19 protein-coding genes and 1 riboswitch are annotated in these 18033 nt (G+C 42.9%); of the genes, 15 read left to right on the plus strand and 4 right to left on the minus strand.

All coding sequences use genetic code 11. The features are described from left to right. The 8 genes from astD to CKO50_RS00905 all read left to right on the plus strand — a co-directional run bounded on the left by astD (position 1) and on the right by CKO50_RS00905 (position 7954). Positions 1 to 1473: a succinylglutamate-semialdehyde dehydrogenase gene (gene astD / locus CKO50_RS00870; RefSeq protein WP_010368876.1), complete on the plus strand. Its 1473-nt coding sequence runs from the start codon at positions 1 to 3 to the stop codon at positions 1471 to 1473. 152 nt (positions 1474 to 1625) lie between these two features. Continuing rightward, complete coding sequence (locus CKO50_RS00875; protein ID WP_029215895.1) at positions 1626 to 1961, plus strand: DUF3802 family protein; 336 nt, start codon at positions 1626 to 1628, stop codon at positions 1959 to 1961. A gap of 103 nt (positions 1962 to 2064) precedes the next feature. Continuing rightward, positions 2065 to 2478 (plus strand): OsmC family protein, encoded by a 414-nt coding sequence (locus CKO50_RS00880; protein WP_010607074.1) that lies wholly within the window; start codon positions 2065 to 2067, stop codon positions 2476 to 2478. Positions 2479 to 2563: 85 nt separating this feature from the next. After that, positions 2564 to 3373, plus strand: coding sequence for an adenosylmethionine decarboxylase (gene speD / locus CKO50_RS00885; protein ID WP_095726638.1), 810 nt, complete (start codon positions 2564 to 2566; stop codon positions 3371 to 3373). A 258-nt stretch (positions 3374 to 3631) separates the two neighbouring features. Then, complete coding sequence (locus tag CKO50_RS00890; protein WP_095726639.1) at positions 3632 to 5992, plus strand: hypothetical protein; 2361 nt, start codon at positions 3632 to 3634, stop codon at positions 5990 to 5992. Positions 5993 to 6003: 11 nt separating this feature from the next. After that, a complete protein-coding gene (locus CKO50_RS00895) occupies positions 6004 to 6693 on the plus strand; it encodes an AHH domain-containing protein (protein ID WP_095726640.1) in 690 nt (229 codons plus the stop codon). Further along, positions 6690 to 7304 (plus strand): DUF1629 domain-containing protein, encoded by a 615-nt coding sequence (locus tag CKO50_RS00900; protein WP_095726641.1) that lies wholly within the window; start codon positions 6690 to 6692, stop codon positions 7302 to 7304. The genes CKO50_RS00895 and CKO50_RS00900 overlap by 4 nt, the downstream gene beginning before the upstream one ends. Before the next feature lie 14 nt (positions 7305 to 7318). Further along, the gene (locus tag CKO50_RS00905; protein WP_095726642.1) at positions 7319 to 7954 is read left to right on the plus strand and encodes a DUF1629 domain-containing protein; all 636 of its coding nucleotides are present in this window, start codon (positions 7319 to 7321) and stop codon (positions 7952 to 7954) included. A 55-nt stretch (positions 7955 to 8009) separates the two neighbouring features. Here the strand turns inward: CKO50_RS00905 and CKO50_RS00910 are convergent, their stop codons facing one another. The 3 genes from CKO50_RS00910 to CKO50_RS00920 all read right to left on the minus strand — a co-directional run bounded on the left by CKO50_RS00910 (position 8010) and on the right by CKO50_RS00920 (position 9851). Beyond that, the gene (locus tag CKO50_RS00910; RefSeq protein ID WP_095726643.1) at positions 8010 to 8666 is read right to left on the minus strand and encodes a hypothetical protein; all 657 of its coding nucleotides are present in this window, start codon (positions 8664 to 8666) and stop codon (positions 8010 to 8012) included. A 98-nt stretch (positions 8667 to 8764) separates the two neighbouring features. Further along, the gene (locus CKO50_RS00915; protein WP_095726644.1) at positions 8765 to 9343 is read right to left on the minus strand and encodes a hypothetical protein; all 579 of its coding nucleotides are present in this window, start codon (positions 9341 to 9343) and stop codon (positions 8765 to 8767) included. A gap of 157 nt (positions 9344 to 9500) precedes the next feature. After that, positions 9501 to 9851 (minus strand): helix-turn-helix transcriptional regulator, encoded by a 351-nt coding sequence (locus tag CKO50_RS00920; RefSeq protein ID WP_095726645.1) that lies wholly within the window; start codon positions 9849 to 9851, stop codon positions 9501 to 9503. 346 nt (positions 9852 to 10197) lie between these two features. On the opposite strand from CKO50_RS00920, the gene CKO50_RS00925 reads away from it, so the two are divergent. Further along, a complete protein-coding gene (locus CKO50_RS00925; RefSeq protein ID WP_010607079.1) occupies positions 10198 to 10431 on the plus strand; it encodes a hypothetical protein in 234 nt (77 codons plus the stop codon). Between the two features lie 125 nt (positions 10432 to 10556). Here CKO50_RS00925 and CKO50_RS00930 read toward each other — a convergent pair whose 3' ends face one another. Continuing rightward, on the minus strand, positions 10557 to 12635 hold the full coding sequence (locus CKO50_RS00930) for a TonB-dependent receptor (RefSeq protein WP_095726646.1): 2079 nt from the start codon (positions 12633 to 12635) through the stop codon (positions 10557 to 10559). 111 nt (positions 12636 to 12746) lie between these two features. Here CKO50_RS00930 and CKO50_RS00935 point away from each other — a divergent pair, with 111 nt between their 5' ends. The 6 genes from CKO50_RS00935 (at position 12747) to CKO50_RS00960 (ending at position 18014) form a co-directional block, all read left to right on the plus strand. Next, positions 12747 to 13154, plus strand: coding sequence for a thioesterase family protein (locus CKO50_RS00935; protein ID WP_010607081.1), 408 nt, complete (start codon positions 12747 to 12749; stop codon positions 13152 to 13154). A 104-nt stretch (positions 13155 to 13258) separates the two neighbouring features. Then, positions 13259 to 13678 (plus strand): META domain-containing protein, encoded by a 420-nt coding sequence (locus CKO50_RS00940; RefSeq protein WP_010607082.1) that lies wholly within the window; start codon positions 13259 to 13261, stop codon positions 13676 to 13678. Between the two features lie 68 nt (positions 13679 to 13746). Further along, positions 13747 to 13877, plus strand: a riboswitch (TPP riboswitch). Between the two features lie 118 nt (positions 13878 to 13995). Beyond that, positions 13996 to 15948: a phosphomethylpyrimidine synthase ThiC gene (gene thiC / locus CKO50_RS00945; protein WP_095726647.1), complete on the plus strand. Its 1953-nt coding sequence runs from the start codon at positions 13996 to 13998 to the stop codon at positions 15946 to 15948. Between the two features lie 58 nt (positions 15949 to 16006). Further along, positions 16007 to 17020, plus strand: coding sequence for an FAD-dependent oxidoreductase (locus CKO50_RS00950; RefSeq protein WP_095726648.1), 1014 nt, complete (start codon positions 16007 to 16009; stop codon positions 17018 to 17020). Next, positions 17017 to 17214, plus strand: a complete 198-nt coding sequence (gene thiS / locus CKO50_RS00955; RefSeq protein ID WP_010368823.1) for a sulfur carrier protein ThiS — start codon at positions 17017 to 17019, stop codon at positions 17212 to 17214. The genes CKO50_RS00950 and thiS overlap by 4 nt, the downstream gene beginning before the upstream one ends. A gap of 2 nt (positions 17215 to 17216) precedes the next feature. Next, positions 17217 to 18014 carry a thiazole synthase gene (locus tag CKO50_RS00960; protein WP_095726649.1) on the plus strand — a complete coding sequence of 266 codons (798 nt, stop codon included), beginning with the start codon at positions 17217 to 17219 and terminating at the stop codon, positions 18012 to 18014. Positions 18015 to 18033: the final 19 nt, after the last annotated feature.

Here is an 18033-nt window from a genome sequence, read left to right on the forward strand (position 1 = left end):
ATGACAACACATGCAGCACAACTAATAAATGGTGAGTGGATTGCAGGACAAGGCGCAAGCTTTAGCTCTGTAAACCCAGCAAACAACGACGTTATTTGGAGCGCAAACGCAGCTACTGCTGAGCAAGTTGACGGCGCGGTAAAAGCTGCTCGTGAAGCTTTCTATTCATGGAGCGACATGAGCTTTGAAGCGCGTCTAGAAATTGTTAAGCGTTTCGCTGAAGTATTAAAAGAAAATAGCGAAGAGCTGGCTATTGCAATTGCTAAAGAAACGGGTAAGCCACTTTGGGAAACTCGTACAGAAGCGGGTGCTATGGTAGGTAAAATCGCGATTTCTGAGAAAGCCTATCAAGAGCGTACAGGTGTTGTTGAAAATCCAATGCCAGTTGGCCGTGCCGTGATCCGTCACAAGGCACATGGTGTAGTTGCTGTATTTGGCCCATATAACTTCCCTGGTCACTTACCTAATGGCCACATCGTACCTGCGCTACTTGCTGGTAACACGGTTATCTTTAAGCCATCTGAACTAACGCCATATGTTGCTGAGCTAACGCTTAAATACTGGCAACAAGCGGGTCTTCCTGCTGGCGTGATTAACCTAGTTCAGGGTGAAGTTGAAACAGGTAAAGCACTTGCGTCACACGCGGGTATTGACGGCTTATTCTTTACTGGCTCTTCTCGTACGGGTCACTTGCTACATGAGCAATATGCAGGTCAACCGGGTAAGATTTTAGCGCTTGAAATGGGCGGTAATAACCCGCTTATCGTAAAAGACGTAGCGGATACCAAAGCGGCAGTACACGACATTATTCAATCTGCGTTTATCTCAAGTGGTCAACGTTGTACTTGTGCTCGTAAACTATTCCTTCCTGCGGGTGAACAAGGTGACACAATCCTTGAGCAGCTGATCAAAGCAACTAAAGCGATTAAAGTGGGTAACTTTGACGATGCAGATCAACCGTTCATGGGCTCAATGATCTCAAATGCAGCAGCCGCTGGCATGGTAAAAGCACAGCAACAGCTTGTTGAGCTCGGTGGTGAGTCGCTTATCGAGCTGACGCACACAGAAGGCACAGGCTTTGTGACGCCAGGTATCATCGAATGTACTAACATTGCAGACTTCCCTGATGAAGAGCACTTTGGTCCGCTGTTAAAAATATTCCGTTACACAGACTTTGACGCTGCTATTGAAAAAGCGAACGAGACAAGCTTTGGCTTATCAGCAGGTCTGCTTGGCGACAACGAAGCTGATTACGACCGTTTCTTACGTCGTATTCGCGCAGGTATCGTAAACTGGAACCGCCCAATCACTGGCGCTTCAAGTGCAGCTCCGTTTGGTGGTATCGGTGCATCAGGTAACCACCGTGCAAGTGCATACTACGCGGCAGATTACTGTGCATACCCAGTGGCTTCTGTGGAACTAGAAAAGGTAACTTTACCTTCTAGCTTGAGCCCAGGTTTATCTTTGGATTAAAATGCCAATATTGAGGTTTACTCAATAAAAATTGATTAGAAAAGCAGCTTCGGCTGCTTTTTTGTGTCTAGTTGACTACAAAAGTAGCAATCGAAAAAACTTTCTGCTTAAATCAATAGGAGATGTCTTTGATAGGTTCGGGTGAGCAAAGTATGGTTTTAGATAAACAAGGGTACGATGATTTAGTCATGTATTTGACGCAAAACTTAGCCTTGTTTGAGAAGTCTGGGACGGTTGAACCAGGGGCTCCAACAGTCATGGAATTAATCGAAGATGTGATCGCTGAAAACGTTATCCGTATATGCGAGCAGCACACAGAGTTATCTACAGAGCAGCGCAGTATGATCGTGCGTGAGGTAGATGGCATTGTGTACGACTTACAAGAAGTGCTATCAAGTGTTGTTGATAGACGTGTCACCGTAGAACAAAAAGAGTTTATCGAAGAATTCGCAGGTTTGGTCAAAAACCTGTTTGATTCTGCTGTATAGCTTGGCACAATCACTATCGACAGTGTAGAAAACACACTTAGAGGCAATTCTAGGTTTAAGATACACCGCCATTTGGCGGTGTTATGCTTTATAGAGGATAACTATGTTAGCTAGCGTAAAATGGGTTGAAGGAGATACCTTTATCGGTCGCTCTGCGTCGGGACATAATGTGGTATTTGATGCCGGTTCTGATAGTGCTGCGCCAAGTCCAATGGAGATGGTATTAATGTCAGCGGGATGTTGTTCGTCAGTCGATGTAGTCAGCATTCTACAAAAGGCGCGTCAGGATGTGACCGACGTGGAAGTAAAATTAACCGCAGAGCGCGCAGAAAGCGCACCTAGGGTTTTTACCAAGATCAATTTACACTTCGTGGTGAAAGGGCGTAATGTCTCTGAAAAACACCTAGAAAGAGCCGTAAGTTTATCCGCTGAAAAGTATTGCTCAGTGGCATTAATGCTTGAAAAAGCAGTAGAAATTACGCATAGCCATGAAGTGGTTGAAATTGACGAAAAATAACGCTTTTTCATAGCGCTATTTTCGTATAAAATCCGCGAACTTTTGTTTCTGCAGCGCAGATTTTTTGTATTAAGGTGGGTCTATCGTGAACAAGCCCTTTGATAAAATTAAACTCCATGGCTTTAACAACTTAACTAAGAGTTTAAGCTTTAGCATTTACGATATTTGCTACGCCAAGACCGAGCAGCAACGTAAAGAATATCTAGAATACATTGATGAGCAGTATAGTGCTGATCGTTTGACGGATATTCTAAAAGACGTAACGGATATTATCGGTGCAAACGTACTGAATATCGCGCGTCAAGATTATGAACCACAAGGGGCGAGTGTGACGATCTTAGTATCAGAAGAGCCTGTTGAACAGCAGACTTTTGATAGTAATGAAGCACCAGGACCATTGCCTGATTCAGTGGTAGCACATTTGGATAAGAGTCACATCTGTGTTCATACTTATCCTGAAGCGCACCCACATGATGGCATTTGTACTTTTAGAGCAGATATCGAAGTTTCAACGTGTGGCATTATTTCGCCACTTAAAGCGCTTAACTTCTTAATTCACTCTTTAGAGTCAGATGTGGTGACGATTGATTATCGTGTTCGTGGATTTACTCGTGACGTTAATGGTGTAAAACACTATATCGACCACGCAATTCACTCGATCCAGAATTACATGACGGAAGATACTAAAGACGCATACCACATGGTAGACGTAAACGTGTATCAAGAGAACCTATTCCACACTAAGATGATGCTTAAGGAAACAGACCTAAATGCATATCTATTTGGAATTAGTACTGATGATTTAGACGCAGATGAAGAGGAAGAAATTCGTCTTAAGCTGAATCGTGAAATTCAGGAAGTGTTCTACGGTCGCAATTTACCAGAAACTGAATAATCAGCGGTAAATTGAGGAATTAAAAAAGGCGCGCAAGCGCCTTTTTTAATGTCTGAGACTTGTAAGATATTCAGCCTACATTTAATTTAAATGTGGACAATATTTGCTCGCTATCAATAGCGGCTAAAGCATCTAATCGGTGGGCTTATTCGGTAGGCAATAGTGCAGGCTGAAACCAGCTGAAAGAAGACATTAATTATCCGAGGCTCAGATTAGGTACTAACCTCTCATTTCATAACGCTATTAAAGGACTAAAAAATGGCATTTGATGATCTCATCTCGCGCTTAGGTGATAATCAGGAAAGCACCAGTAATAGCACTGAGCATGAAGCGTCAAGTGAAGTACAACTTCTTGCTGCAACAGCGATGTCCTCTATTCAAAGACGAAAGCTTCCTATTGAAATCATGCATGTGCTTCATGGTCGTATTTGGAGCATCATTCCGTTTAGACAAGCACCGCTTTTTAGATATCACTCTCAGGCTCAATTTTGGATACTTGCAAGCAAGCGCTGGCAGCGAGTGAATTATTCTAGCTTTAGTCACCACAGTGGTGAGCGATATGCCTTTGTGCCATATCAATCACTTGATGTAAAAGATAAACTGACAAGCTATGGGGGAGGAAATCGCAGTGCGCAAGATTTTAATAGCTTGGTGCAAGCAGATATGCCTCGAGGGCTTAGTCAAGCTGAAATTAATCGCGCCTTACTTGGTGGCAGTAAAGCAATAAAATCTGAAGTGGTACTCGAGCCAACAGTTTTTATTTCTAATCCAAATAACAATTCCAAAGTGGAACTAAAACGCTCCCAACAAGTTTATATGCGTTTTAGCGATCACATGTTTCATGCTGGAGATACCGTAGAGTCCGTCGCTAACCAATATGCGGGTAGGCCCGATCCTAAGCTGATTTATGGTTACAACGACCATGTCAATCGCAACAATCCTCCAAAGGCTGGTGATCGTTTACGGGTACCGAGTGGTTGGGATACTAAAGTGGGTGGCTCGGTAAGTAATGCCCGCGCAGTAAGGTTGCAGTGGCAAGGTCCAAGCAAGGGAAGCGCAGTGCTTGATGTACCAAAACTACCACCAGATCAATTACACTTTTGGGACACTCGACTTAAACTCGATCCCGGCGTTTATGTTCTTACCGCGAGCGCAGGTTCAGCCAATCATAGTATTGACGTTGAAGTACTCGGTGTTAAGTCAAGTGCCGCATGGATAAAAGTGAGGGCGTATTACGATGATGAATGGCAGACCGCGCTTCCCCTTGAACAAGTCAATATTCATTTAGGTAATACACTTATCCACGGAAAACTTAAACTCAATTCAAGTGGTGATAAAAGCACAGATGCAAATGCACTTGAACGAGCAGAGTCAACGGCAAATGAGGCTGGAGTTGTGGTAAAAAGCGACTTACCACAAGAGGGGCAAGTCACTGTAGAAGTTGCTCGTAACGAAGCGCTAGAAGCGGAAATCAATAACCTCAAATCATCATTACACATGCAGCTTGATGGTGCATATCGAGATACCGTATCGAATATGAGTGGGTTTCAATCTGATTGGGACGAATATGGTTTTGCTGCAATTGCAATTAATGGCGCGCAAGGTGCGTATCAAGGTGGAAGTAAGTGGCTTGAAGACCAAGCAGATTTGTTCGAAGCACAAACATGGATTGACTTAGGAAAAACCATTAAGTCCGTCGCAGGTAGCGCATATGATACCACCGCAGATTATGCTAGCGAGCGCTTTGAGCAATTGCGACAAAGTGCTAATGAAATGTCCAATTGGATTGAAGAGGATGCCAGTGAAGACTTGCTCAGTTGGAACTGGTATCAAGCCAATACACAGCGAGCATTAGATGCAGCCGAACAGGCTTATCGCGATGTACATCATGATACTACTCAGTACCTTAACGACGCTGCAGACGCAATTAAAAATACAAGCCATTATGCAAATGCGTTATACACGCATCGTCATGCAATTACCAACTTACTTGATGATATCGCGAAAGGGGAGGTCGCTAAAGTACAACAATTTGTTGATACCACTTTAGTTGATATTGACCCTGAATTAGCCGCTAGCATAAAAAGCACTCCTGATTTCTATTTAGTGTTGGCGCTCATAGACGATCATGATAGTGCACTAACTTATGTTGCTTACGCTTCACTCTTTATGGAAGCTGTGCCTCCTAATTTTTATGCATACATTGGCGGAAAAGGCGGCGCTTATGTCGCGATAGAGGTTTGTTTGTTACTAGCAACGTCATTACTTACATTAGGAGCGGGTACAGCCGCAAGAGTAACAGCACTTGCTGCCAAGTTATCAGCCAACGGTGCCAGAGCCGCAAGTACATCAGTAAAAGTTAAAAAAGCACAAGCGGCAATCAGCGCTTTTATCCGCACGCTTGAAGACTTTAACGACAGCACTACAACCTTAAAAAACCTCGGGAAAAAGCTTACAACCGCGCGTTCAAGTGGGTTGCTACTTAAAGGCAAAACCAACTCGACGCTAACTGCGAAAAAGCAAACAACAAAACGACAGACACGATGCCGGAGGTGTAATAGTGAAAAGCATACCACTCCCCGCGTATCCAAGAAAAAAGGAAATATAGATTATATTTAAAGGAGTTATTTATGCCTAAAGGGAATGTAAACAAATCTAATAGTGATTATAGAGGTGCATTATTAAAAGTAGTAGAGAATGATCTTGAACACCCAATTAATAATGGTATTCATATGGAAGCTCACCATTTAATTTCTAATGAATCAATTAAGCAAGCTAAAATGCAAAGCTTTTTGGTGGATGCTGGTTACGACATAAATCACTTATCTAATTTAGCTTTTCTACCCGCGACTTTACCGGGAGCTTGCCATCTTAATGTTCAAGTTCATAGAGGGAATCATTTCGGTACGTTAAGTGAGCAGGATAATGATGATGATGCTGTTCACCCTGTTTATTATCATGATGTTGTTAGAAAAATGTTGATAGAATTAAAAATCAAGAAATTAAATGATTGTGGAGGGGAGCCTGAAAAGGTGGAAAAAAAATTACGTAAGTGCATGGCTCAATTAAGTGAAGATATACTTGAAGAAATAGAATATTTTACACTTCCTTTATCGCCAATCATGAAAGCATTTCATCCATTATCAAAGGTTGGGTGCGGTAACTGTATAAATGTAAAAGAGCATCAGGAGGACTCATCGAATTGTGACGTAAGTGATAGAGATCATAGCGGTGAAACACATCCAAAGTATAAAAGTGGAAAATTTTTAAAAACTATTGATATAGCGAAGGTAAAATATAACTTAAGGATAGGAAAATGAGTAGGCTAAATGAAGTTTACTACGTTGCTTGTGGTAATAGCTATGAAGAGCAAATGAGATTATCGATTAATAAAAAGTCTGATGGCTATTTTTTTTATGGTGAAATAGCCAAAGAAGGAGAGCCTATATTCTTTGAGCCTAGCTTTCAAGAGCGAAATAAAAAGCTGGGTATTGCTTCAGTAAAAACAGACGTAATGTTCGACGGGCCGAGCTTTGTTGTTAACAACAATATAAAAAAAGAGTTGGATAAATATGATTTGCACGGTATTCAGCTATGTCCTGCTATAGTTATTGAATCAACAGGGTGGGATGAAGGATACTGGTATTTAAATATTTATCAGTATCTTGATTGTTGGGATAAAGATAAATCGATCACTCGACCTCTAAAAGCTGGAAGAGATATTGAAGATACGAAAGTACTAAAATATCACCTTGATAAAAGTGTACTAAATAAAATCCCAGAAAATAATCGTATGATATTTAAGATGGGTGGGGGTTTTTATAGCCATATATTTATACATGAAAAACTTGTCACCTACTTCTTGAAAAATAATATTACAGGAATACGCTTTTTTAAAGTATCTGACTTTGAAGAAGGGATGCAAATCTAGAACTATAAAATTAAATGTCAAAAAATTACAATGAAGAATACTATATACTTCTCACGGATTACAATGAAAATACATTGTATACAATGCCGCTAGAGCGAAGTGCGACTCGTCACTTTGGTATTAAAAAGCTTAATTGGGGAGATGAGCCTCTTTTTTTTGAGAACTTTTACAAGGAAAGGGATGCTTTAAATAATTTTACACGTCCAATTTTGGACGTATTTTTTGATGCTACAGTACCTATTATAAACTCAAAAATAAGAGATAAGTTAAAGTTTTTATATCTAAAAGATATGCAACTTTATCCTGCTGTTTTTATTAATGATGAAGGAGCTTATATAGAAGACTATTGGTATATGAACTTTTGGCAAGAACTTGACTGTTGGGATCGGGAAAAGTCAAAGATAGAAACATTCACAGCAGAAGAAATGTTAGATCCAGATTATTTAGAGGACTGTGAGATATATAAATATCATTTAGACAGTGAAGTGTTAGACAACATCCCAGAAGAAGAACGTTTGATCTTTAAACAAGCTGGTGGTGTAAAGTATATTTTTGTTCATCAAACGGTTGCAGATATCTTTTTTGAGGAGAAGGCGACAGGCGTTAACTTAGTCAAAGTATCCGACTTTGAAGAAGGGATGCTGTTTTAGTTTTATATCTGTGTAAAACAAAAAATAAAACCCGCGGGAGCGGGCTTTATTTGTCCTATTTGGGTTCGCTTTCTAATTCCTCATCTGGCGTATCAGGGCGCTGCCGTTCGACAAAAATGGTAGCTAGTATGGTGGTGACTACGCAGGAAAGTAAAATCGACTTTAGGATTTCGTAGTTATAGTATATTAAGCCCCAGCTCCAGAATTGTTTGGCAAAGCTTTCATCTACGCCGAAATGTTCTAAATTACGAATAATATTTTCACCGAAGGCCGCGAGGTCAACTAGAATAAACGCAAAGTAAATGCCATATAGGATAGGGTCTGCATGAGTCATATATATGGAACGCCAATTATCAGGTGCTGTGCGTCTAACATAACGAAGAGATAATCGAACGCGATATTTCATTATCATTAGGATTGTTAGATCAACAAGGAAATGGGATCCAAACATCAAAAGGTTGCCTTGAAAAGGTGGTAGTCCCATACTATTTAACGAAACAACGTAACTCACTAAACCATATTCTATAGATGTCATTATTAACAGTAGTGCCGCAATGTGCTTTATATTTTCATGGTTTTTAGCCATAAAGCAAAATATAATAATGCAGGCAAGCATTACAGTATCTGCATAATGATTGAAATGGATATAAATTACTGAAAGTGAAGCTGCAATTGCTGCACAAATAAGTAAAAAGATCCAAGATGTTCGCATTTTATTTCCTTACAGTAAGCCCTATAACTTCAGCTTTCGGTGTGTTGTAGCAGTTAATAAGCTTAGTTTTAGATGCTAATAGTGATTGTAAATTTGGCCTATGGTTTTTCGGATGGTTCCAACTTAGGGTCATCTATTTTTGCGCCACCAGTTCCGCCGATGGTTTTTCTAATTTCATCAATACCTAAGACTGTAAAGTTGAAGGTACTAGCTTTTGCATCTGCAAATAGCACCCTAGGATCATCAGCTTTAGCTCCACCAGAACCACCAAAAACTTTTCTACTATCGCTACACTGGATTAGCTTTAGGCGAGAAGTGTGTGGTTCTGAAGATGCTGTTGTAAGTCTTGGATCATCACCTTTGGTTCCACTGCTTCCACCTACTACTCGGGTAGTTGAGCTTTTCTCCAGTTGAAACTTGTAATCTGATGACTGTGCTATTGGTTCGCATTTTACCTTTGGCTCTGCGACTTTATTGCCACCACTTCCACCAATCACCTGATTAACTGAGTCAGCACTAAGTGATGATTGTTTACTTGGCGCTGCTGAGTCACTTTCGAGTTTTGGATCTTTTACTTTTGGCCCAAGCGATCCACCAGATACCCTGTTAGCTTGTTTTTGGGAAAGTGCTGTTAAAGTTACGAGTCGGTTAGCTATATTTTTTATAAAAAAGCGCATAATGACGTCCTTTCTAAGTTAAGTTTTGCGGTGTTTAATTTCCACTCCACTTTACTCCTTAACAATAAAGTTGAAAACATTGTGTTGCAAATGGACCTTATTCGTAACTTTATTGTTTGCCATTGTGGTGAGGGGCAATGAAAGTGCGCGTCTTTCATTAGCCATTATCCTCGTTACTTGATTTGCTATTTCGTGGTGTTGGAGACTTGCGCCATAACTTGGCATCGTCAATTTTGTCTCTTAAGGCAAGGATTTGTTCTCTAAGTGGATTAAGGTTGATGCCGCAGGCGTCGCACCATACTTCAAAATATTCGTAGGGAAATTTGCTGACGCCTTTTTCGTAGTTTTCGTAAGTGCCACGCTCCACGCCGACCAAGTTAGCCATTTCTTGCGTGGTTTTGCCGGCGACTTTGCGCATGCGGCGCAGGTCGTCTCCTGTAAAGCGCTTATCATATTTCCCCACCAACTCAATCCTTTTTGCCTGTCGCACTCGCGTCACAAACAGCATCAATCCCCATGTAGCCGGATGTATGCTATTTGTTTGTCTCTATTGTTCGCTTAACCAAGTTGCATTTTTGTATCTAAACCGTAAACGCGAGTCTATCGTAGAAATTTTCTTTTTCAAGTGTATTCAGTCGAAAAATGAACATTTTGTTGCATTTAATGAATCTTCGCTCGATTTTTTAGGCGAAGCCTGAGATGAGTAACTCTTGAGTCAACGGAGGTGTTGCTATGATGGTGCTGGCGTTTTTGATTAATTTACAAATAAATTCAAAAAAATTTTCTTCGCGCAGATTTTTGCCCGAAGCTTTTGTTACTTTAGTGTGAAATAAAGTGACATGTTGGAGAGCAATATGGATTATCTACGCCAATATCATGACTTAACGATTTATTACGATGCCCTCAAGAAGGCGGCAAGGCAGGGTGACGAGGTGCCAGACACCACAACCAAATGGTTAGCACTGGTGGAAACAACCTTGTTTGAACTGCAAGAGCTTGCCCATATGGAAAAGGCTTACATGCAGAAGTCAAAAACGATGAATAATCTGGTTGAGTTGGTGTATTCCAGTGCCCCAAGCATGGAGTAACTAAAAGGGTAATTGCTTTTTGAGTTTTTGCGGTGAGGGGGAACGTTTTACTCTAATTTTACGTTCCCCCTTTTTTCTTTTTGTGCCCGTTTATCGCCTTATGTGTAGGCGATAAACGGGTCGTACTACAGTTCGTAAGTAAAACTTAGACCATAAACGCGCGGCTCGCCGTACTGTACATAGGTATTGTCTTGCCAGCCGTCTAGTGGATTATTACCAAACCTAAAGCCACGCACTACAATGTCTTCGTCTGCTAGGTTTCTACCCCAAGCCGTTAATGACCAGTTGTCGCCATAGTAACTAAGGCTTGCGTTGATTAGGTTATGATTGCGTGCTTGCTCGTTGTGACTGTCCGAGAGGTAATAGTTGTCTTTGCCTTCCACACCCAATTCAACCACTAGGTTATCCATTAACTCGTAATTGACGGCAAACGAGTATTGATAATTTGGCGCTTGTGCTTGGTCACGACCATCAAGGTTTAGGCCACTGGCAGCCACAAAGTCTTCAATCTCGGTCTCTAAATAGCCTGCGCTATAGCTAAAACCAAGGCGGTCCGTGTATTGTAGGTTGCCTTCTACTTCTAGGCCGTAGTTACTGCCTTTACTGGCGTTGTCGATGTAGCCTGCAAATTGTTGGTTAGAAACTTGCCATTGCTTTAACTGGATATCATCGCGTTGCATATAAAACGCGGTAACACGCACAAGGTGACGTTTGTCTTCAGATTCACCTTTTACGCCAAACTCAGCGTTCCAAACATACTCAGGGTCAAAGTAATGGTGTTCGGCCGGAATGTTTAAACCTTCATCTTTGGCTTTTGCCAGTGCTTCGCCGTTTACACCGCCGACTTTGTAACCGCGAGTAAGGCTGGTGTAGATCATCGTGCGCGGTACAACTTGATATTCAAGTGCGACTTTTCCGCCCCACATTACATCATCGGTTTCAATGGTAAAGCCGTTACTATCTAAATAGTCAGCGTCATATTGCTCCGCGCGAAGGCCACCGATAAGACGGGTTTTGTCAGATAGGTGATGTACGTATTGACCAAAAATCGCTCTACTTTCTACGGTGTATGCTGACGTAAATGGGTTCTCAAGCCAAGTGTAATGACGGGTCAAATCAACATCGTTACGCTTTGCAAAAACACCTACCACCCAGTCATTTTGCTTATCTTTGATTAAAAACTCTATATTGCCATTTTCATGGTTACGCTCGTAGGCATCGGTTGAGCTGTATCCTTCTGGGTGCAAGCCTGCTGCACATAGCGCTGGTTGAGCTGCGTCGTTACATACCCAATCTTCGTCGTAGCTATATAAAGTATCAGCATCTAGCCCAGATACTTTAAATTCGATATTGAATAAGTCTGAGCGAGTGTAAATTCCGCGTAGTGAAAACGCATCGGAGCTGAGGTTGTCTTGGCCCGGGGTATCAGCGACGCTGTTACGTGAATTATCTAGGGTAAAACCGTCGTACCCGTTTTCAGTATCAATATGGTGATAAGCGAACTCTAGTGCGAGGTTGTCGCTCACTTGAGAGTTAAGTTTCACTCTTGCTACTTGCTCGTCTTGTTGCTGAGTGGGTTTGTTTAGGTAGAGGTTATCTACGTAACCGTCAGACTCTCGCTGATAAAGGCTGACGCGCACTGCGGTGTCGTCGCTTAATCCAGTGCCCGCAGCAAGGCCTGCTTCATAGCTACCGTAATTGCCTGCACCTAATTTCACTTTTAATGATGGCGCTGTGGTGGCGGCTTGGGTATTTACTTCAACGATTCCAGCTAAAGCATCTGAACCGAATTTAGTGCCTTGAGGGCCGCGATACACTATCACTGACTCAGTATCAAAAAGCAGCGCACTTGCGCCTAATCCTGAATAATTAATACCGTCAATTAATAAGCCAACGCTGGGATAAATAGGATCAACAAACTGTGAACGTAAGCCGATACCACGGATTTGCATAAAGCGACCACGAGATGCACCTGCCGTAAAGTTAACGTTAGCGGTGGCACCTAGTATCTCATCTAAATATTGCGCACCACGCTTAGTGATAGTGAGTTCGTCAACCACAGAAGCGCTTGCACTTAATGTCTGGATAGTTTCATTCTGAAAATCGCCAGTGACGACAATGGTTTCTAGGTTATCGTCGGCAAGTACCTGATGAGAGAAAAATGGCAGCAGTGCCAAGGTGATCGTAGAGAGTTTTAACTTCATGCTTAATCTTTGTCCCATTTTTAATTGGGCACAGTTTAACAAAAGCCAGACCAGTTGACAGTGAAATTGTGTTATATGTTAGCCCGAAAATGTTAAACAAATAGGCCAGATATGAGTTTTAAAGTCGATTTTAAAGTCCGAGATTACGAGTGTGACTTACAGGGAATAGTTAATAACAGCGTGTATTTTAATTATTTAGAGCATGCAAGGCATGAGTTTTTACTGGCGAATAACGTTGATTTTGCAGCGCTTGCTGAGCAAAAAGTGAACTTAGTCGTTATTCGGAGCGAAATGAATTACAAAGACTCGTTACGCCCAGGTGATGAGTTTTATGTTGAAGTCGCACTCGAGCGTGAAAGCAGAGTAAAGTTCGCATTTAAGCAAAAAGTAATAAGAGCGCATGACGATAAGCTAATGCTAGATGCTGTGGTAACAGGGACTTCGGTGAATGAGCGCGGTAGACCGTTTTTACCAGACGCTATTACGCACTTATTTGAAGAGCAGCAATTTGTGAAATAGTTGGTGTTAAAATATTCAGGTAAGACAATTTTACAGAATTTTACTGCAATTTTTGTGTCTTGAAACGTTATAATAAACTCAGGGCATAAAATAGATGGTTTACCATGAAATTCATCAGCATAATCGGCGCAATAATGGCGCTAAGTGGATGTATATCGACAGGGAAGGTAGACACGGAAGCGCTTAAGTATTCCGCTTGGCAGTTACAGAGTATAAATGGTCAACATATTACGCAGTTACAATCAGACGCTGGACTTGGTGAAAAGCCTATTGATATTCGTTTTATCGATGCACTGCAGGTCAACGGTTTTGCGGGTTGTAATCGCTTTTTTGGCGAAGGCGAAATTGTCGAAGGGCAGCTAAAAGTTAAAAACTTAGGCATGACGCGTAAATACTGTGGTGAAGAAATCGCTCAGGTTGAATCACAGCTTATCAACCAATTACAAATTGGTGTATTGCTTGAAGTAAATGCTAATAAGTTGACCTTGAAAGGAAAACCTCAGTTTAGTTTTATTAAACAATAAGCTGAAAATAAGAATTCCAGTGTCAGTGCTTGCGAGCTTTCGTGTTAGCAAGTAGACTGGCGCTAATTCGTTACTTGTCGGAGTGCCTTGAGTTTTTGCAGCAAATTTGTGTGCAGATATTCGGGCTGAGATCGCATTTTGCGGGATCCGTGGACCTGATCAGGTTAATGCCTGCGTAGGGAACAAGACAGCAAACGCGTTGCGTTTGTCTGTAGCAATAGTGGTTTATTGCTATCCACCTTACCCGAGGACTATCCTCGTCTCTCTCCTTTTGGAGATCTGACAAGACACCTTTGTATGAAAATAAGAGGGACGTCATGTCAAACAATAGTAGCAAGCTAAGTCGTCGTGAAGCGCGAGCAGCCGCGGCAGAATTTATCCATAACCTTAGAGGCCAACCTTTTCCAAACTCACATAAAGTTTATGTGGAGGGCGAACAAGCAGGCGTACGCGTTGGTATGCGTGAAATCACGCTAAGTGATTCGTTTGTTGGTGGCACCGAAGAAAATCCGGTATTTGAATCAAACGATCCCATTCGTGTTTATGATACTTCAGGTCCATACACAGATCCTGAAGTGCCGGTTGACGTTCGTGCTGGTCTTCCTAAATTTAGAGAGCAGTGGATAGTTGAGCGCGATGATACCGAAATGCTAGAGTCGGTGACGTCACAGTTTTCTCAGCAGCGTATGGCGGATGAAGGGCTTGACCATATTCGCTTTGAACATTTACCTAAAATTCGCCGTGCTAAGGCGGGTAAAAATGTCACGCAAATGCACTACGCCCGTCAAGGCATAGTGACGCCTGAAATGGAATATGTAGCGATCCGTGAAAATATGGGACGCGCTAAGTTGCGTGAAGAATTGCTCGCGCAGCAACACAAAGGCCAATCGTTTGGAGCCAGTATTCCTGAGTTTATTACGCCTGAATTTGTCCGTGATGAAATTGCCCGTGGTCGTGCTGTACTGCCAAACAATATTAATCACCCTGAGACCGAGCCGATGATCATCGGACGTAACTTCCTAGTAAAAGTTAACGCCAATATCGGTAACTCATCAGTGACCTCTTCTATCGAAGAAGAAGTAGAAAAAATGGTATGGTCGACCCGTTGGGGTGCAGATACCGTAATGGATCTGTCGACAGGGCGCTACATTCATGAAACCCGCGAGTGGGTGGTACGTAACTCTCCAGTGCCTATCGGTACGGTTCCAATCTATCAGGCACTAGAAAAAGTAAATGGTGTTGCTGAAGATCTAACGTGGGAGATCTTCCGCGATACCTTGATTGAGCAAGCTGAGCAAGGCGTGGATTACTTTACTATCCACGCGGGAGTACTACTGCGTTACGTGCCGATGACGGCAAAACGCGTGACGGGTATTGTGTCTCGCGGTGGTTCAATTATGGCGAAGTGGTGTTTAGCGCATCATAAAGAAAACTTCCTCTACACGCACTTTGAAGACATCTGTGAAATCTTAAAGCAATACGATGTTTGTTTCTCGTTAGGTGATGGCTTGCGTCCGGGTTCTATTGCCGATGCCAATGATGAAGCACAATTTAGTGAACTGCGTACCCTTGGTGAGTTGACTAAGCTTGCGTGGAAACACGATGTTCAGGTCTTTATTGAAGGCCCAGGACACGTGCCGATGCATATGATCAAAGAGAATATGGAAGAGCAGCTAAAGCACTGCGATGAAGCACCGTTTTACACGCTTGGCCCACTCACTACCGATATCGCTCCGGGTTATGATCACTTCACTTCAGGGATCGGTGCGGCGCAAATTGCGTGGTATGGGTGTGCGATGCTGTGCTACGTGACACCAAAAGAACATTTAGGCTTACCGAATAAAGAAGATGTAAAAGAAGGTTTGATCACCTACAAAATAGCGGCGCATGCAGCGGATCTGGCGAAAGGCCATCCGGGCGCTCAAGTTCGTGACAATGCGCTGTCTAAAGCACGTTTTGAGTTCCGCTGGCACGATCAGTTTAATCTCGGTCTAGATCCAGAGCGTGCTCGTGAATATCACGATGAGACCTTGCCGCAAGAATCGGGCAAAGTTGCTCACTTCTGCTCTATGTGTGGTCCTAAATTCTGCTCGATGAAGATCACCCAAGATGTACGCGACTATGCGAAAGCGTTAGAAGCGCGAGGCATCGACCCTAATAATGTAGGCGAAGAGATCAGCATTAAAATGGTGGATGTTGAAGCCGAGATGAAAGCAAAATCAGAAGAGTTTAAGCAATCAGGCTCTGAGCTTTACCACAAAGCGATATGACCTATCCCATCATAGCCACCTTGATCCCCGTCGGGTGGCTAATTTTAGGAGTGTAGCTATGTCTACTCAAGCACGTGTTGCTATCTTGGGTTTTGGCTTAACTGGGCGCATCGCTGCATTGATGCTCGCTGAGCGTTATCAAATCAGCGTGTTTGAACAAGCAAAGCAAGGTACGGAGAGCTCAGCAGGTAGTGTGGCGGCGGCCATGTTAGCGCCGTTGGCTGAGTCTGTGATATGTGATGAAGCGTTGGCGCTGCAAGGTCTGGAGTCCATGAAACTTTGGCCACAATTACTGGCGAAACTGGAAAGCCCGGTATTTTTCCAGCAGCAAGGCTCTCTTATTGTGGCACATGGTCAAGACCGTGGTGATTTAGTGAGTTTTCAGCAGCGCTTAAAACCGTTAAAAGATCATAGCGCGGAAGTGGTAAATGGTGCTCAGATCGCACAATTGGAACCTGAACTTAGTGGTGTGTTCCATCAAGGCTTGTATTTACCTTGCGAAGGCCAGCTTGATAATCAGGCGTTTTATCAAAGTAGTGCGGCAACATTGACGAAGCAAGGGGTAGAGATTAACTACGGTGTTCATTGTGATGCAGCGCAAAAGGCGCAGCTTAGTCAAGCGTATGACTGGGTGATTGATTGTCGCGGTCTTGGTGCGAAAGCCACATGTTATGGGCTTCGTGGCGTGCGCGGCGAAGTGGCGAGAATTTATGCCCCAGAAGTGACCTTGACTCGACCTGTGCGCTTGATGCACCCAAGATACCCCATTTACATTGCGCCAAAGCCAGATCATCAGTTTGTTATTGGTGCGACGGAAATTGAGTCGCAAGATAATGGTGAGATAACGGTACGTTCTACACTCGAATTACTCTCTGCTGCTTATTCAGTTCATCGTGGGTTTGCCGAAGCGCGAGTATTGTCTTTATTAGCAGGGCTTAGACCTGCGTTTAAAGATAATCACCCCAAAATTGAACAACAAGGTAATGTGATCAGTATCAATGGTCTATACAGACACGGTTATTTGCTGGCACCGCTTATCGTGAAACAAGCACTATCTAAGGAGTTATTATGAAAGTCGAATTTAATGGCGAAACGATTAATATCAACCGCGAGCAAAATATTCAGGAATTTATAGAAGCCAGAGGTGCCAAACCGCCTTTTGCCGTCGCGCTTAATGGTACTTTTGTTTCCCGTACGGAGCTGCCAAGCGTGACATTGAGCGACGGTGATAAGATTGAGCTTTTATCGCCAATTCAAGGGGGATAAACATGCAGTCTTTGACTGATACTAAGCTCACTATTTATGGTGAACAATTTACTAGCCGCATGTTAATTGGCTCGGCACTTTATCCCTCTCCAGAGGTAATGCAGGCAGCCATCGCCACCTCGGGTGCTGAGATTGTTACTGTGTCGCTGAGACGCCAGCAAACTAAGCAGGCGGGTGATGACTTTTGGTCGCTTATCAAAGAGATGGGACTACGAGTCTTACCAAACACGGCAGGCTGTCACAGCGTAAAAGAAGCGGTGACCTTGGCGCAGATGTGCCGGGAAGTGTTTGCCACGGATTGGATTAAACTTGAACTCATTGGTGATGAATATAACTTACAGCCAGATCCAATTGCATTGCTCGAAGCCACCGAAATTTTGCTAAAAGACGGTTTTAAGGTATTGCCCTATTGCACTGATGATTTGGTGCTGTGTCAGCGTTTGGATGCGCTGGGATGCGAGGTTTTAATGCCTTGGGGCGCGCCAATTGGTACGGGAAAAGGGCTGTTAAATCCATATAACCTACAAACCATCCGCACACGTTTGCCCCATCAAACCTTGATTGTGGACGCGGGACTCGGCTTGCCTTCTCATGCTTGCCAAGCACTCGAGCTAGGTTATGATGCCGTATTATTAAATTCGGCAGTGGCAGGGGCGGGCTGTCCTATCACCATGGCAAAAGCGTTTGAAGCCAGCATGGTTGCAGGGCGTCTGTCTTATTTGGCAAAAGCAATGCCACAAAAAGAGGTGGCATCACCTTCTACGCCAACCTTAGGCATGCCTTTTTGGCACACAAACTAACTTGAATTGCGGATAACTA

This window comes from Pseudoalteromonas sp. HM-SA03 (genome assembly GCF_002289345.1).
GTDB lineage: Bacteria > Pseudomonadota > Gammaproteobacteria > Enterobacterales > Alteromonadaceae > Pseudoalteromonas.

What these genes read in the sequence shown, in the direction of transcription:
- astD (WP_010368876.1), top strand. Translation starts at nt 1, where the DNA reads ATGACAACACATGCAGCACAACTAATAAATGGTGAGTGGATTGCAGGA.
- CKO50_RS00875 (WP_029215895.1), top strand. Translation starts at nt 1,626, where the DNA reads ATGGTTTTAGATAAACAAGGGTACGATGATTTAGTCATGTATTTGACG.
- CKO50_RS00880 (WP_010607074.1), top strand. Translation starts at nt 2,065, where the DNA reads ATGTTAGCTAGCGTAAAATGGGTTGAAGGAGATACCTTTATCGGTCGC.
- CKO50_RS00890 (WP_095726639.1), top strand. Translation starts at nt 3,632, where the DNA reads ATGGCATTTGATGATCTCATCTCGCGCTTAGGTGATAATCAGGAAAGC.
- CKO50_RS00895 (WP_095726640.1), top strand. Translation starts at nt 6,004, where the DNA reads ATGCCTAAAGGGAATGTAAACAAATCTAATAGTGATTATAGAGGTGCA.
- CKO50_RS00900 (WP_095726641.1), top strand. Translation starts at nt 6,690, where the DNA reads ATGAGTAGGCTAAATGAAGTTTACTACGTTGCTTGTGGTAATAGCTAT.
- CKO50_RS00905 (WP_095726642.1), top strand. Translation starts at nt 7,319, where the DNA reads ATGTCAAAAAATTACAATGAAGAATACTATATACTTCTCACGGATTAC.
- CKO50_RS00910 (WP_095726643.1), bottom strand. Translation starts at nt 8,666, where the DNA reads ATGCGAACATCTTGGATCTTTTTACTTATTTGTGCAGCAATTGCAGCT.
- CKO50_RS00915 (WP_095726644.1), bottom strand. Translation starts at nt 9,343, where the DNA reads ATGCGCTTTTTTATAAAAAATATAGCTAACCGACTCGTAACTTTAACA.
- CKO50_RS00920 (WP_095726645.1), bottom strand. Translation starts at nt 9,851, where the DNA reads ATGCTGTTTGTGACGCGAGTGCGACAGGCAAAAAGGATTGAGTTGGTG.
- CKO50_RS00925 (WP_010607079.1), top strand. Translation starts at nt 10,198, where the DNA reads ATGGATTATCTACGCCAATATCATGACTTAACGATTTATTACGATGCC.
- CKO50_RS00930 (WP_095726646.1), bottom strand. Translation starts at nt 12,635, where the DNA reads ATGAAGTTAAAACTCTCTACGATCACCTTGGCACTGCTGCCATTTTTC.
- CKO50_RS00935 (WP_010607081.1), top strand. Translation starts at nt 12,747, where the DNA reads ATGAGTTTTAAAGTCGATTTTAAAGTCCGAGATTACGAGTGTGACTTA.
- CKO50_RS00940 (WP_010607082.1), top strand. Translation starts at nt 13,259, where the DNA reads ATGAAATTCATCAGCATAATCGGCGCAATAATGGCGCTAAGTGGATGT.
- thiC (WP_095726647.1), top strand. Translation starts at nt 13,996, where the DNA reads ATGTCAAACAATAGTAGCAAGCTAAGTCGTCGTGAAGCGCGAGCAGCC.
- CKO50_RS00950 (WP_095726648.1), top strand. Translation starts at nt 16,007, where the DNA reads ATGTCTACTCAAGCACGTGTTGCTATCTTGGGTTTTGGCTTAACTGGG.
- thiS (WP_010368823.1), top strand. Translation starts at nt 17,017, where the DNA reads ATGAAAGTCGAATTTAATGGCGAAACGATTAATATCAACCGCGAGCAA.
- CKO50_RS00960 (WP_095726649.1), top strand. Translation starts at nt 17,217, where the DNA reads ATGCAGTCTTTGACTGATACTAAGCTCACTATTTATGGTGAACAATTT.